This is a genomic window from Streptomyces aurantiacus JA 4570, from assembly GCF_000414115.1.
Classification (GTDB): Bacteria; Actinomycetota; Actinomycetes; order Streptomycetales; family Streptomycetaceae; genus Streptomyces; species Streptomyces aurantiacus_A.
Window position 1 is genome coordinate 23130 of the sequence record NZ_AOPZ01000019.1, and the last position, 12936, is coordinate 36065.

Annotated in this window: 16 protein-coding genes; 4 read left to right on the top strand and 12 right to left on the bottom strand. The window is 71.0% G+C overall.

What is annotated here, in order from left to right:
• Positions 1-21: 21 nt before the first annotated feature.
• A complete protein-coding gene (locus STRAU_RS02775) occupies positions 22-366 on the bottom strand; it encodes a hypothetical protein (RefSeq protein ID WP_158691999.1) in 345 nt (114 codons plus the stop codon).
• On the opposite strand from STRAU_RS02775, the gene STRAU_RS42190 reads away from it, so the two are divergent.
• Entirely contained in the window at positions 346-504 is a 159-nt protein-coding gene (locus STRAU_RS42190) for a hypothetical protein (RefSeq protein ID WP_016638703.1), read from the top strand. The genes STRAU_RS02775 and STRAU_RS42190 overlap by 21 nt on opposite strands.
• 80 nt (positions 505-584) lie before the next feature.
• On the opposite strand, the gene STRAU_RS02780 is transcribed toward STRAU_RS42190, so the two are convergent.
• From STRAU_RS02780 to STRAU_RS02790, 3 genes are all read right to left on the bottom strand, one after another.
• On the bottom strand, positions 585-893 hold the full coding sequence (locus STRAU_RS02780) for a transcriptional regulator (RefSeq protein ID WP_016638704.1): 309 nt from the start codon (positions 891-893) through the stop codon (positions 585-587).
• Between the two features lie 2 nt (positions 894-895).
• Positions 896-1306: a hypothetical protein gene (locus STRAU_RS02785; RefSeq protein WP_106967789.1), complete on the bottom strand. Its 411-nt coding sequence runs from the start codon at positions 1304-1306 to the stop codon at positions 896-898.
• Between the two features lie 116 nt (positions 1307-1422).
• Positions 1423-2163 carry an FG-GAP repeat domain-containing protein gene (locus STRAU_RS02790; RefSeq protein ID WP_016638706.1) on the bottom strand — a complete coding sequence of 247 codons (741 nt, stop codon included), beginning with the start codon at positions 2161-2163 and terminating at the stop codon, positions 1423-1425.
• Positions 2164-2457: 294 nt separating this feature from the next.
• On the opposite strand from STRAU_RS02790, the gene STRAU_RS02795 reads away from it, so the two are divergent.
• Entirely contained in the window at positions 2458-3030 is a 573-nt protein-coding gene (locus STRAU_RS02795) for a dihydrofolate reductase family protein (RefSeq protein ID WP_016638707.1), read from the top strand.
• Positions 3031-3094: 64 nt separating this feature from the next.
• Here STRAU_RS02795 and STRAU_RS02800 read toward each other — a convergent pair whose 3' ends face one another.
• The 3 genes from STRAU_RS02800 to STRAU_RS02810 all read right to left on the bottom strand — a co-directional run bounded on the left by STRAU_RS02800 (position 3095) and on the right by STRAU_RS02810 (position 4841).
• Complete coding sequence (locus tag STRAU_RS02800; protein WP_016638708.1) at positions 3095-3775, bottom strand: DUF5063 domain-containing protein; 681 nt, start codon at positions 3773-3775, stop codon at positions 3095-3097.
• Between the two features lie 16 nt (positions 3776-3791).
• Positions 3792-4391: a recombination mediator RecR gene (gene recR / locus STRAU_RS02805; RefSeq protein ID WP_016638709.1), complete on the bottom strand. Its 600-nt coding sequence runs from the start codon at positions 4389-4391 to the stop codon at positions 3792-3794.
• Between the two features lie 108 nt (positions 4392-4499).
• A complete protein-coding gene (locus STRAU_RS02810) occupies positions 4500-4841 on the bottom strand; it encodes a YbaB/EbfC family nucleoid-associated protein (RefSeq protein WP_078620933.1) in 342 nt (113 codons plus the stop codon).
• A gap of 292 nt (positions 4842-5133) precedes the next feature.
• Here STRAU_RS02810 and STRAU_RS02815 point away from each other — a divergent pair, with 292 nt between their 5' ends.
• Complete coding sequence (locus tag STRAU_RS02815) at positions 5134-5925, top strand: SLATT domain-containing protein (protein WP_037657195.1); 792 nt, start codon at positions 5134-5136, stop codon at positions 5923-5925.
• Positions 5926-6022: 97 nt separating this feature from the next.
• On the opposite strand, the gene STRAU_RS02820 is transcribed toward STRAU_RS02815, so the two are convergent.
• The 4 genes from STRAU_RS02820 to STRAU_RS02835 all read right to left on the bottom strand — a co-directional run bounded on the left by STRAU_RS02820 (position 6023) and on the right by STRAU_RS02835 (position 11469).
• Entirely contained in the window at positions 6023-6673 is a 651-nt protein-coding gene (locus STRAU_RS02820; RefSeq protein ID WP_016638712.1) for a hypothetical protein, read from the bottom strand.
• 70 nt (positions 6674-6743) lie between these two features.
• Positions 6744-9182, bottom strand: coding sequence for a dolichyl-phosphate beta-glucosyltransferase (locus STRAU_RS02825; protein ID WP_016638713.1), 2439 nt, complete (start codon positions 9180-9182; stop codon positions 6744-6746).
• Positions 9179-9916, bottom strand: a complete 738-nt coding sequence (locus STRAU_RS02830) for a GntR family transcriptional regulator (protein WP_016638714.1) — start codon at positions 9914-9916, stop codon at positions 9179-9181. The genes STRAU_RS02825 and STRAU_RS02830 overlap by 4 nt, the downstream gene beginning before the upstream one ends.
• Positions 9917-10110: 194 nt before the next feature.
• Positions 10111-11469, bottom strand: coding sequence for an aspartate aminotransferase family protein (locus tag STRAU_RS02835; RefSeq protein ID WP_037657197.1), 1359 nt, complete (start codon positions 11467-11469; stop codon positions 10111-10113).
• A gap of 299 nt (positions 11470-11768) precedes the next feature.
• Here STRAU_RS02835 and STRAU_RS02840 point away from each other — a divergent pair, with 299 nt between their 5' ends.
• Positions 11769-12368 carry a hypothetical protein gene (locus STRAU_RS02840; RefSeq protein ID WP_016638716.1) on the top strand — a complete coding sequence of 200 codons (600 nt, stop codon included), beginning with the start codon at positions 11769-11771 and terminating at the stop codon, positions 12366-12368.
• 26 nt (positions 12369-12394) lie between these two features.
• On the opposite strand, the gene STRAU_RS42195 is transcribed toward STRAU_RS02840, so the two are convergent.
• Positions 12395-12925 (bottom strand): hypothetical protein, encoded by a 531-nt coding sequence (locus tag STRAU_RS42195; protein ID WP_158692000.1) that lies wholly within the window; start codon positions 12923-12925, stop codon positions 12395-12397.
• Positions 12926-12936: the final 11 nt, after the last annotated feature.

Genomic DNA, 12936 nt, shown 5'->3' on the forward strand with positions numbered 1-12936 from the left:
TGTGCCGCCGCCGTCGGCATTTCAGGCATCGGCATCGCCAATGCCGCTGCCGCCGACGATGCCCGCCCGACATCCGCCGTCGCTGTCGACGGCGCCACCGAGCAGCAGCTCGACGAACTCGCCGGCTACCTCGAAGCGATCTTCGAGGGCCGGATTTACGACGCCGACGGCAAGTTCGACTACGACAAGACTCGTGCCGAGTACGGCTCGGAGCTCGCGGACGCCCTGGCCCAGGAGTTCGCGACCAGCGACAGCTCGGCGCACAAGCGCGTCAAGCGCAGCTACACGTCCTGTGTCCTCAAGGGCGTCGGACTCGGCGGCATCCTGGGATCCAGCACCGCCATCGTGAACGCCGTCAAGGGCCATCACTGGAAGCAGGCCGCCAAGCTGATCACGAAGGAAGCCGCCAAGCGAGGCATCAAGATCGGGGTCAAGGGTGGCGTGGCCGGTCTCGCCGCCGCCCTGGGCGGTTATGCCGTTTGGTGCGCCATGCCGTGGAGCTGATCGCCGTGCGCGCTGCGAGCACGGAATCGTAGCCGCGCGTCAGAGCCCGGTGGGCAGCGACAGACCTGCCCGCCGGGTTTCTACGGAACTTCTCCTTGAACCACATGGCGAAGGTGCGCGAGGTATTCCGCAAATCGCTCACGGCCCGGCTCCGAGAGTCGGACCTGTGTGACCACACGCCGCTGCTCGCGTAGCTTCGCGATCTCGACCAGTTCTTCCTTCTCCAGAATTCCCAACTGCCGGGACAGCTCGGCGGCCGAGAGGTCGAGCGCTTCCCGCAGATCGGCGAAACTGACCTGCTGGACATGGCGCAATGAGCCGAGAATCGCCAACCGAACCGGCGAGTGCATCACCGTCACCAGGTGGGTGCGCGGATGGCCGTTGCTCATACTCAGCGCCTCCACCGCAGCACAAGATAGGCCAGCAGGCCGGCAGTCGGCAGAGCCGCCGCCGCGAGGGACGCACCGAGCGAAGCCGGATCATCCCAAAGGATCTTGGAGCCCGGAGCACCCAGCATCATCGTGGCAAAGACCACCGCCGCGTTCTCCGTCTTGGTGTGGGGCCGGCGGCGGGTGGCACTCAAGTGAAACCAGTACCACGCCATCATCAGCGCCACTGCCGCGACCAGAACGAGGACCCCCACCACCGTGGGGATGTCGCTCGCTCCGGCCGCGGCCACGCCGGCGAACAAGACTGCCGCAGAGGCCACACCCAGCACTCGCTCGCGGGCCGAAGCGGACTTGTTCAACTTCGGCGCTCCCTCAATGACGCCAAGCCGACCGGCTGCATCAAGCTCTTCCACCAAGACTGATCGCTCCCCTGGGACGCTCTTTCCAGTTACAAGAGTCGCATCCAGTTTCCAAAAGCGCAACTAACAGTCGGCGGCGCCTGATCGCGGTCACGGGAAGGCCCCGTACGTCAGGAGCAGGGCTTGTAGAAGTGCTTCCAGCCGGTGGTGGGCATGGTCGGGGGCTCGGCCGGGGTGCCGGTCTCGCCGTACTGCTGTTGCAGGTCGTAGTCGTACTTGCCGGGGCCTGTGCGCGGCTTCGTCACGCGGATGCTGCGCTCCCACACGCCGTCACCGGCGTTGTTGAGGACCGCGAGGTCCGGGTACGCGTCGCCGCCGTAGTTGGCGACGCGTATCTGCTTGGCCTCGCCCTGGGTGCCGATGTCCAGCTTCCGCGCGGCGGCCGAGGCCAGGTTCGCGCGCTTGAGCGGGCCCGGGCGGTACTGCGAGACGCGGGCCGTCGCGGGGTCGTCCACGCCGGACGGCTTGACGATGTTGACGACCAGGTCGAGCTTGCCGTCCTTCTGGAAGTCGGCGACCGCGGCGGTCGTGACCTCTCCGCTCCTGGCGCCGACCAGCTTGCTGACGGCGTGCTTGGTGCCGAACGAGCCGCTCGCGGTCCCCCACTGGACCGTCATCTTGGTGCCGGTGTGCCCGGGGTTCGAGATCTTGTCGGGCCGGCCGTCGCCGTCGAGGTCGCCGATCAGCGTGGTGGCGCCCGCCAGGCACGGGGCCGCGGCGGCCTTGCCGGACCGTTCCGCGCCGCCCGAGGCCGGCGACTCGGCCGCACCGGCCTGGTAACCGGCGGCGGTCAGGGTCAGGGCGGCAGCCGCGATCGGCGCGGCGATCAGACGTGAGCGCTTGCGAAGCATCTACGAACTCCTCGTGTCGTTGCTGCTGGGCCGTTGAGCCCGCGGTCCAGCCTGTGGGGTGAGCCGCCCAAACCGCGAAGAAATCCGGGCAGTTCGGGACACTGGAACGCAAACACAGGCTGTGGCCTGCCCAAACGTGGGGTGCCTGGAATGCGAACATGGGACGCTCCGGGCCACGAAAACCGCCGCCGACCGATGAGTTTCCGCGGGGTCCGCGGTCTGAGTACGTGACTGGGATGGTTGGACACGAGAGCCGGACGCAAGAGCCTGGCCCTGGACACTGAGGAACCTGACATGCGTACCTTGATCAGCACTGCCTTCATCTCGCTCGACGGCGTCGTGGAGGCCCCCGGCGGCGAGCCCGGCTACCGCAACACCGGATGGACCTTCAAGGAAGTCGAGTTCCTGCCCGAGGCGTACGAGATCAAGGGCCGTGAGCAGGGCGAGGCCGCCGCGTTGCTCCTGGGCCGGGTCAGCTACGAGGCGTTCAGCCCGGTGTGGCCCGCCATGGAGGAGTTCGCCGACTACAAGGTGATGCCGAAGTACGTCGTCTCCACCACCCTCACCGAGGGCGACCTGGTGACGAACTGGGGCGAGACGACGATCCTGCGCTCACTCGACGACGTCGCCGCGCTGAAGGAGACCGAGGGCGGCCCGATCATCGTCCACGGCAGCGCCTCCCTGAACCAGGCCCTCTCGGACGCCGGCCTGATCGACCGCTACCACCTGCTCGTCTTCCCGCTCCTGCTCGGCGCGGGCAAGCGGCTCTTCAGCAGCACGGACAAGGACACCCAGAAGCTGAAGCTCGTCGAGTACGAGGCGTACGCCAACGGCCTGCAGAAGAACGTCTTCGACGTCGTCCGCTAACCGCTCGGGCGGCCACTCCGGCGGCCGCCCCCGGGGCCACTGCCGAAGTCGCCCCGGCCGTCGGCTACTTCGACGGCCGGATCCCGAGCGGGCCCGCGATCTCCTCCGCCATGACCTGGCCCGCCACCTCCGCGAGGGCGTCGTCCGAGAGGTCCTCGTCCGTGTCCAGGCCGTCGAGGTCCTCCAGCGGCTGGTTCAGACGGACGTGGGCGACCAGCGACTGCAGGGCGCGCAGGGCCGCGGAGGCGGTGGAGCCCCAGTTGGAGAAGTACGAGAACTGCCACCACCACAGGGCCTCCGTGGTGCGGCCCTCGCGGTAGTGGGCGAGGCCGTGGCGGAGGTCGGTGACGACGTCCGCGAGGTCGTCGGAGATGCGGCAGGCGACGGGCGCCTTGCGCGGCTCGTACGGATCGAAGACCTCGGAGTAGACGTCGATCGGGTCCAGGAGGACCGCGAGGCTCTCGCGGAGGTCGTCGGCGTCCGCCTCCGGGCCCAGGTCCGGCTCGTAGCGCTCGTCGGGGACGATGTCCTCGTGCGCGCCGAGACGGCCGCCGGCGAGCAGCAGCTGGGAGACCTCCAGGAGGAGGAAGGGAACCGCCGAATCCGGCTCGTCGCCCTTCGCGACCTCCGCCACGGCCACGATGAAGCTCTCGATCTGGTCCGAGATCTGGACCGCGAAGCTGTCGGGGTCCTGGGTCGTGGCGTGCAGCAGCTTGGGCTGGGGCGCCTCGGCTGACAGAGGCATCGGTGCCTCGGGTGACTTAGACATCTAGGAGTCGTCTCCCCTCGAAAGCGCGGCCCAGGGTGACCTCGTCCGCGTATTCCAGATCTCCCCCGACAGGGAGCCCGCTGGCCAGGCGGGTGACTTTCAGGCCCATGGGCTTGATCATGCGCGCGAGGTACGTCGCCGTCGCCTCGCCCTCCAGGTTCGGGTCGGTGGCCAGGATCAGCTCCGTGACCGTGCCGTCGGCGAGCCTCGCGAGGAGTTCCCGTATGCGCAGATCGTCCGGGCCCACGCCCTCGATCGGGCTGATCGCGCCGCCCAGGACGTGATACCGGCCGCGGAACTCGCGGGTCCGCTCGATCGCGACCACGTCCTTGGGCTCCTCGACCACACAGATCACCGAGGGGTCGCGGCGCGGGTCGCGGCAGATGTTGCACAGCTCTTCCTGCGCGACGTTCCCGCAGGTCGCGCAGAAGCGGACCTTGTCCTTGACCTCGAGGAGGGCGTGCGCGAGCCGGCGGACGTCCGTGGGCTCGGCCTGGAGGATGTGGAAGGCGATCCGCTGCGCGCTCTTGGGACCGACGCCGGGCAGCCTGCCCAGTTCGTCGATGAGGTCCTGGACCACGCCTTCGTACACGGAGTGCCTTTCCTGATCCTGAAGTTCTGCGGAGCGCGGTTCCGGGGTCGGGGTCCGCGGCTCCGAGGGTGCCGAGTTTCTACGTACGGTAGTTGGCCCGGAGGTTTCTTAGAAGGGAAGCCCCGGGATGCCGCCGCCGCCCAGGCCCTGGGCGAGCGGGCCCAGCTTCTGCTGCTGGAGCGCCTGGGCGTTCTCGTTCGCCGCCTGCACGGCCGCGACCACCAGGTCCGCCAGGGTCTCCGTGTCCTCGGGGTCGACCGCCTTGGGGTCGATCACGAGGCCGCGCAGCTCGCCGGAGCCGGTGACCGTCGCCTTGACGAGGCCGCCGCCCGCCTGCCCCTCGACCTCCGTCCGCGCCAGCTCCTCCTGCGCCGCGGCGAGGTCCTGCTGCATCTTCTGGGCCTGCTGGAGCAACTGCTGCATATTGGGCTGGCCACCACCGGGAATCACGATCAGCTCCTGGTTCCGTACGTCGGTTCTTAACGTCGGTTCTTATGGTTCGGTACGTCGTTCTTATGGTCCGTATGGCGGGGGTTTTCCCCTCTGGGACGAGCCTACGTGGTCAGGGGTGCGCTCGCCCCAGCACTCCCGTCGCCACTCGTTCGGGTGAGATTGCCCCGGCTCCTATACCTGATCAAGCGACCCTTCCAGGCGGAAAAGCCGCGAAAACTGCCGCATAGCCACCCATTGGGCGGTAGGACTGGTGCCGCGCAGAGGCACCATCCATTACGTTGCGTCACTTATGCGGAAGCCGAGGGAGTGCCGGGTGAGCCACCAGCCGGAGATGCAGCCTGAGGGGGTGCCCCAGGGCGGGGACGCGAACGGGGACGGCGCGGGGGCGGCCGCCGGGGCGGCGCCTGGTGACCTGGTGAGCCGGTTGTTCCCGCTGGGCGACTGGGGGGAGCCCGCGGAGCGGCTCGACGAGCTGTACCGGTGGGTGGAACAGGGGGCGGTCGAGACCGCCGGGTGGTATCTGCGGGACCGGACGCGGAAGCGGCTCGGGGCACGGCTGCTGCGGGGCGGGGCCGCGGTGGGGGCCGCGGGGGCGGGGGTGCTGCCGCTGCTCGATCTCGCCGGGGGCGTGGTGGGTGTGGCGCCGTGGGGGTTCGTTTCGCTGCTCGCCGGGGTGGCGTGCGTGGGGTGCGACCGGTTCTTCGGGCTCACCTCGGGGTGGATAAGGGATGTCGCCACCGCGCAGGCCGTGCAGCGGCGGTTGCAGGTGCTGCAGTTCGACTGGGCGTCGGAGAGCGTGCGGGAGGTGCTCGGGCCCACGGAGGGGACCGCCAGTGAGGCGGCCGAGCGGTGCCTGGGGGTGCTGCGGCGCTTCTCCGAGGACGTGACGGAGCTGGTTCGGGCCGAGACGGCCGACTGGATGGTGGAGTTCCGGGCGGGGGCCGGGGCGCTGGTGATGCAGGCGGCGGTGCCTGGCGGTGCGCCTGGGCACGGGCGGGAGGGCGGGGGCCCCGGGCGGTTTCCGTTGCCGCCCGGGGCGCGGCCCAACATGCCTCGGCAGCGGCCGCCCGAGCCCCGGTAGGGGGGTGGGCCCTGCCGGGGGCTCCCCAAGCCCGCCCCTTCCCGCCCCAGACCCCGCTCCTCAAACGCCGGAGGGGCTGAATTCAGCTCAGGTCGGCTCAGCTGTAGATGATCATCGAGCCCTGGGCCAGGCTTCTGGTCGTCGCCGCGTGGAGGCCCAGCCAGACGTGGCGTTCGCGGGCGAAGGGGCTCGGGTCGTGCGGGGGTGGGACGGCCGGTTCCTCCAGGGCCGTGGGGCCCTGCGGCGGCGCCGGGGGGAGCGGGGGGTTCGCCGGGTCTATGCCGATGGACGGGGCGACGAATTCCAGCTCGCGGAGGAGGGCCTGGGAGGAGCCCAGAGGGCCGCCGCCGGCGAGGAGCTCGTCGTTGGACAGCGGCGCCGGGAAGTCCACGGGGACGTACGCGCCCGCGTGGTCGTAGTGCCAGACGAGGTGTGACTGCTGGGCGGTCGAGTCGAACATCTCCAGGAGCTGTTCGTAGTCCCCGCCCAGCTCGTCGACGGGCGTGACCTCCAGGCCGCAGATCTTCAGCAGATAGGCGCGCCGCAGAAAGTGCAGCGCGTCGTAGTCGAACCCGGCGACCGGGGCCACATCCCCGGAGAGCCCCGGCATATAGGCGAACACGGGCACCGTCGGCAGTCCCGCGTCCCCCAACGCCTTGTCGTACGAGGCGAGTTCCTCGGCGAAGGGATTGTCGGGGCTGTGACACAGCACGTCGACGAGCGGGACCAGCCACAGGTCGCAGGCCAAGAAATACTCCTAGAGTCGGTGGACGCTACCGTGCGTGTTGCCCCGGCAGCGTAGTGGCACCGGGGCCCGCTCAGCCTCCCCCGTGCACGTCCCAGATCCACACCCCGTCTACCCACTTTGCGCGCTGTCCAAGAAGGTCGTCGACCGTGGACCGCAGCGCCGCGTCGCCCGGCTGCGGCGCGAGCACCAGGACGCCCGCGTTCCAGAACCGCAGGTCCACGCGGGCCGCGTTCCGCCAGGCGTCGGTGATCCGCACGGTCCGCCCCGTACCGCGCACGTCGCGGAGCAGGTTGGAGGTGTTGCGCGGCGAGGCGCCGTAGATGCCGATCCGGTCCGGGCCCCAGGGCCCGTTGAAGTAGCCGCCGGGCAGCCGGAATCCCAGGTCGGCGGTGGTCTGCCAGTGCAGCGCCTCGGCGTAGGCGGGGTCGGGCAGCGGCACCGGTACGAGGGTCTCGCCGGCGTCCGTGTCGACGTACCGCCGCCACGTCCCGTCGGCGATGAACGCGGGCACCTCGGTGCGGTCCACGGCCTTCAGGGGCAGCGGGAAGAGGGGCAGGAGGGCCAGGACGACGGCCGCGAGACCGGCGTACCGGACGGGCCTCCCCCACACCGGGCGGCCCTCGGCCCCCCGCGCCGCGAGCCGCCCCACCGCGAGCGCCACCAGCATCCCCAGCGCGGGCGCGCACACCATCGCCACCCGCGACTCGATGACCGACTCGAACAGCGGCCGGTCGGAGAGCAGCGCCCACGGCCCGGAGAGCACCACGTCCGTCAGCGGGATACGGAACTTAGGGCCGAGGGACAGGAACGCCGCCGCGAGGGCCGTGAACGCCAGCGCCTTCACGACCGCGTGCCGCCACAGCCACACCACGATCAACAACGCCAGGACGACGAGCGGCCAGCCGTAGAAGGCGTTCTGCTCGGTGGGGTTCATGGACAGCGAGGACGCGGTCTCCGCGTCGCCCGCCAGGGAGCGCTCGGCGAACGACAGCAGGGCGAGCGGGCTGTTGCCCGCGTTGTCGCCGTGCAGCACGCTCTTGTAGCTCTGCGGCCCGAAGAACTGCCACCAGAGGGGGAAGGCGATGAGCGGGAGACACACCGCCAGCGCGATGGCGATGCCGCGCGCCAGGGGCCGCCAGGCCGCCCGCGCGACATCGCGGCGCACCACCGCGTACGCCACCGTGAACAGCAGCATCCCCATCGCGGCGAGCAGCAGCGGCTCCTCGCCGAGGAAGATCTGGTACGTCGCGAAGAGCCCGAGGACCACTCCGTCCCGTACGACATGACGACCCTCGCAGAGCCGCAGGGCCCGGTCGACGATCAGCGGGATCATGAAGAGCACGATGAAGTTCGGGTGCGCGTGCGCGTGGCTGATCATCGGCGGCGCGAAGGCGGCGAGGGCGGCGCCGAGCGCTGCGGCTCCCCGGTGGCGCACGAGACGCCGGACGATCAGCCAGTACCAGGCGAAGGCCGTCGCGGCCAGGCCGCCGGTCATCGCCAGGTTGAGGCTGACGGCCGGGCCGAACAGCCAGGTGACGGGCGCGAGCGGGACGGACAGGCCGAGCATGACCGTGTTGGCCATGAGGTTCACGCCGTCCGGGGCGTTCTGCAGGTGCGTGAACAGCGGGTTCTGGAGGTGGCCCACGTTGTGGGCGGTGACCTCGAAGAACCACTCCCACTGGTTCTGGTCCTGGAGGGAGTGCGGGAGGTAGCGGTGGTCGGGGGATATCCAGCGGGCCGAGTACAGGACGGTGGCGAAGGCGAGGAAGAGCAGGGCCACGAGGAGGTCGGCGCGGCGGATCGCGCGGGCCCTGAGCGAGGTGACCTCCGCGAGTACGCGTACGTAGTCGCCCGGGCGGACCTTGGAGCCCTCCTGGTGCGACCAGCGCACCGGGACCTCCGCGACGGGCCAGCCCTCCCGCCGGAAGTGGTGCAGGATCTCGACGTCGATGCCCCAGCCGCTGAGCCGGGACGCGGCGAACGCCGCGCGGGCGCGGTCGCCGTCGAAGAGCTTGAAGCCGCACTGGGTGTCGCGGATTCCGGGGACGGCGACCGTGCGTATCAGGAAGTTGCCGCCCCGGCCGAGCAGCTCGCGAAGCCGGTGCTGGTGCACGCCGATCGTCGCGCCCGGCCGCGCCCGCGAGCCGACGGCCGCCGCGTGCCCGTCGGCGAGCGCCTTCTCCAGGGCGTCCAGCTCCTCGATCGGCGCGGCCAGGTCGGCGTCGGTGACCAGGACGCGGCGGCCGTACGAGGCGAGGACGCCCTGGCGCAGGGCGTGGCCCTTGCCGCGGTTGCGGCCGCCGCGGAGCAGCTGGACGCGGGGGTCGGCGGCGGCGGCCTCGGCGGCGATGTCCGCGGTGCGGTCGGTGGAGCCGTCGTCGACGACGATCAGCTCCCAGCTCGGCTGCTGCGAGCCCGCGTCGAGGTACGCGCGGATGGCGTCCAGGGTGGGGGCGAGGCGGCGTTCCTCGTTGTAGGCGGGGATGACGATGGTCAGGTCGACGGTCATGCGGGGGCCTGGGGCTCGGCTGTCCCGTCCTCGTCGGTCTCCTCGGCGGCGAGGGTCTCGACGAGGTTCAGGGAGTGCGCGTTGTACTCGGCGACGATCGCGTGCGCGAGGATCGCGTCGCGGCGGGTCAGGGCCTCGACCAGGTCGGTGTGCCGGCACCAGAGGCGGCCGCGCAGGCCGCCGCCGCGTTCCGCCTCGCGGCGCAGGCGCGGGACCGCGCAGGCCCAGGACTGGACGCGCAGGCGGTGCAGGAAGTCGGAGAGGTAGGCGTTGCCGAACAGGGCGCTCAGCTCGCGCCAGAAGCGCAGGTCGTAGCCGATGAGGACGGTCAGGTCGCCGGCCGCCGCCGCGCGGGCCGCCTCCTCGCCGCGGCGGCGCACGGAGACGAAGCCGGCCGCCGGTATGGAGTCGTGCGCGGACGTCGTCGCCACCTCGCGGAAGATGGCGTCCGCGATGAGGCCGCGGGCCTGGAGCATGCCGCGGTAGTCGTCGAGGGTGTGCTCGTGCACGCGGAAGCCGCGGTGCTGCGCGGAGTCCAGGAGGCCCTGGGCCGCCAGGTTCACCAGCGCCTCGCGGACCGGGGTCGCGGAGACGCCGTACTGGTCGGCTATCTCCTTCACCGTGAACTCCTGGCCCGGCACGAGGCGGCCCGCGAGGATCTCGTCGCGCAGGGCGTCGGCGATCTGCTGGCGCAGGGTGCTGCGGATGACGGCCGGGCCGTCGGGTCCGGGCATGGTGGCTCTCCCCCTACGCGTCTCTCTGACGTGGGTGTCTTGAGCGAACGTGGCACGTTCTGGTCGCTCTGGGCACTTACGAGCACGTCAGACTACGCGGTCGGGGTTCCCGACCCCCGTGACCGGGGTCACGGGGGTGCGGAACCTCACGGCCGACCCGGGGGCCCCGCAGGACCGGCCGGACGGCCCGCTCCTCAGGCCACGTGGGCGTCGGCGGCGTCCAGGGCCGTGTCGAGGGCCGCGAGACCGGCCTTCAGGTCGGGCTCCGTGATGTTGCACGGCGGTACGACGTGGGTGCGGTTCATGTTGATGAAGGGCCAGAGCCCGTTCGCCTTCGCGGCCGCGCCGAACGCCGCCATGGGGGCGTTGGCCTCGCCGGTCGCGTTGTAGGGGACGAGGGGTTCGCGGGTCTCGCGGTCCCGTACCAGCTCAAGGGCCCAGAACATGCCGAGCCCGCGGACCTCCCCCACGGAGGGGTGGCGCGCGGCCAGCTCGCGGAGGCCGGGCCCCACCACCTCCTCGCCCAGCCGCGCCGCGTGCTCCACGACCCCCTCGTCCGCCATGACGTTGAGCGTCGCGACGGCGGCGGCGCAGGCCAGCGGATGCCCGGAGTAGGTGAGCCCGCCCGGGTAGGGCCGCCGGGCGAAGGTCTCGGCGATGGCGCCGGAGATCGCGACGCCGCCGAGCGGCACGTACCCGGAGTTCACGCCCTTGGCGAAGGTCAGCAGGTCCGGTACGACACCCTCGTAATGGTCGACCGCGAACCACTTTCCGGTGCGGCCGAAGCCCGCCATGACCTCGTCCAGGACGAGGACGATCCCGTGCCGGTCGCACAGCTCGCGGACGCCCGCGAGGTAGCCGGGCGGCGGGGGCATGATCCCTGCGGTGCCGGGGACCGTCTCCAGGATGATCGCGGCGATCGTCCCGGGGCCCTCGAAGGCGATGGTGTCCTCCAGGTGCTGGAGGGCCCGCTCGCATTCCTGCGTCTCGTTCTCGGAGTAGAACGGCGAGCGGTACAGGAAGGGCGCCCAGAAGTGCACGACGCCCGCCGACGCGGTGTCGGACGGCCAGCGGCGCGGGTCACCGGTGAGGTTGATCGCGGCGGAGGTGGCGCCGTGGTACGAGCGGTAGGCGGAGAGCACCTTGGGGCGACCCGTGTGCAGCCGGGCCATGCGGGTGGCGTTCTCCACGGCCTCGGCGCCGCCGTTGGTGAAGAAGATCTTGTCCAGGTCGCCGGGGGTGCGCTCGGCGATGAGGCGGGCGGCCTCGCTGCGGGCCTCCAGGGCGAAGGCGGGCGCGAACGTGGTCATCGTCGCGGCCTGCTCCTGGATCGCGGCGACGACCTTCGGGTGCTGGTAGCCGATGTTCGTGAAGACGAGTCCGCTGGTGAAGTCGAGGTACCGGTTGCCCTCGTAGTCCCAGAAGTACGAGCCTTCCGCGCCGGCGACGGCGAGCGGGGCGATGAGCTCCTGGGCCGACCAGGAGTGGAACACGTGCGCGCGGTCCGCCGCGGAGACGGCTGCGCCGAGCTGCGGGTTTGGCTGAGGGGTCATGGGGCCGAGGGTAAATGTCCACTCCGTGGACGGGCCATGGGCGTCCTGTCTGGCGGCTCGCCGGGAACGCGACATTCTGTCGGGCGTCGTCCGGCAGAGCACCTTCCGGTGCGTTCCCATCCCCCTGCGTCACGCGTCCCGCTCCGGCGTTCCACCCGTGCTTCGTTTCGCCTGGTCAGCGGGGGAAAGTGCGTTCCGGCTTCCCATTCTGCCCGCTTTTTGTGGTGGCCGGGACCGGACGGCTCGCAGACTCAAGCCGTCCGACATACGCAGCCGCCGACAGCTCAGGGAGTCTCCCCATGACCCGTTCCACCATCAGCTCGCGCCGCCGCATAGCGGCGGTGGCCACCGCGGCCTTACTGTCCCTGGGGCTGCTGACCGCGTGCGGCTCCGAGTCCTCGGACACCGGCGCGTCGGGCGCCGGCTCGTCCCGGAAGGCCGAGCCGCGTGCCAAGCCGTCCGGCAACGGTGCGAAGGACCGCTCGGAACTGTCCTCCCGGTCCGGGGGCGGGGAGTCGAACCTCCAGGAGGGCGACGGCCTCGTCGCTCACAGGGTCCAGTTGAGCGTCGACGGCGGCACCGAGATCCTCGCCGAAGTCTCCGCCGGGCCGACGGCGGACGAGCCCACGCAGCAGGTTCCCTCCAACACGCTCATCCCCGGCGAGCACAAGACGGGCACGGTGACCGTGGTCCGCGGCGCCGAACAGTCCCAGCAGTTCACCGATCTGATCGACGGCAAGACCCAGCCCGGGACAGCGTCCCTCGACGGGTTGGACTACGCGGGCAACGTGACGAGGCAGTACACCCTGCAAGAGCCCAGGGTCGTCAAGGTCGAAAACCCCCCGACCGGCAACGAGCAGGCCGTCACGATCCAGTACAAGAACCTGACGATCGGCTAGCCGGTGCGAACGCCCTCGGGCACGCTCTAGTCGTCCGCCTCGGGGACGGCCCGGGCGTGGGGGCCGGACGAGGTGCAGCGGATTTCGTACGTCAGGTCGTCCCGTTCGTCGTCGTCGTTGGCCTCGGCCTCCAGGCGGGCGGTGGCGGCCGGGCCCCGGGTGACGTCGTCGTCTATGTGGTAGCCGTCGGCCGGGCTCCAGGAGATCAGGCGGACGGTGCCGTCGGAGCGGCACTCCACCGTCGCCGTTCCGCCGGTGAACCGGACCGTCGACCGTTCGACGGCCCGACGGGTCGGCTCGGCCGGGCCCGAACGGGAGGGAGAGGGCGAGGCAGAGGCAGAGGCAGAGGGGGCAGGGGTACGGGTCGGGGAGGGGGAAGCCGACGGGGCGTTCGGGGTGTCCGCCAGCGCCCGCCGCACGGCCCCCTCGTCCAAGGGCCTGCTGTGGGCGGCCCCGCCGGAATCAGCGCTCGCCAACTGCCAGGCGCCCAGCGCCCCCGCCGCCGTGCCCGCGGCCACCCACACCGCGGTCACCACGGCTCCTTGCCACTTCCCCATGGAGCCACTGT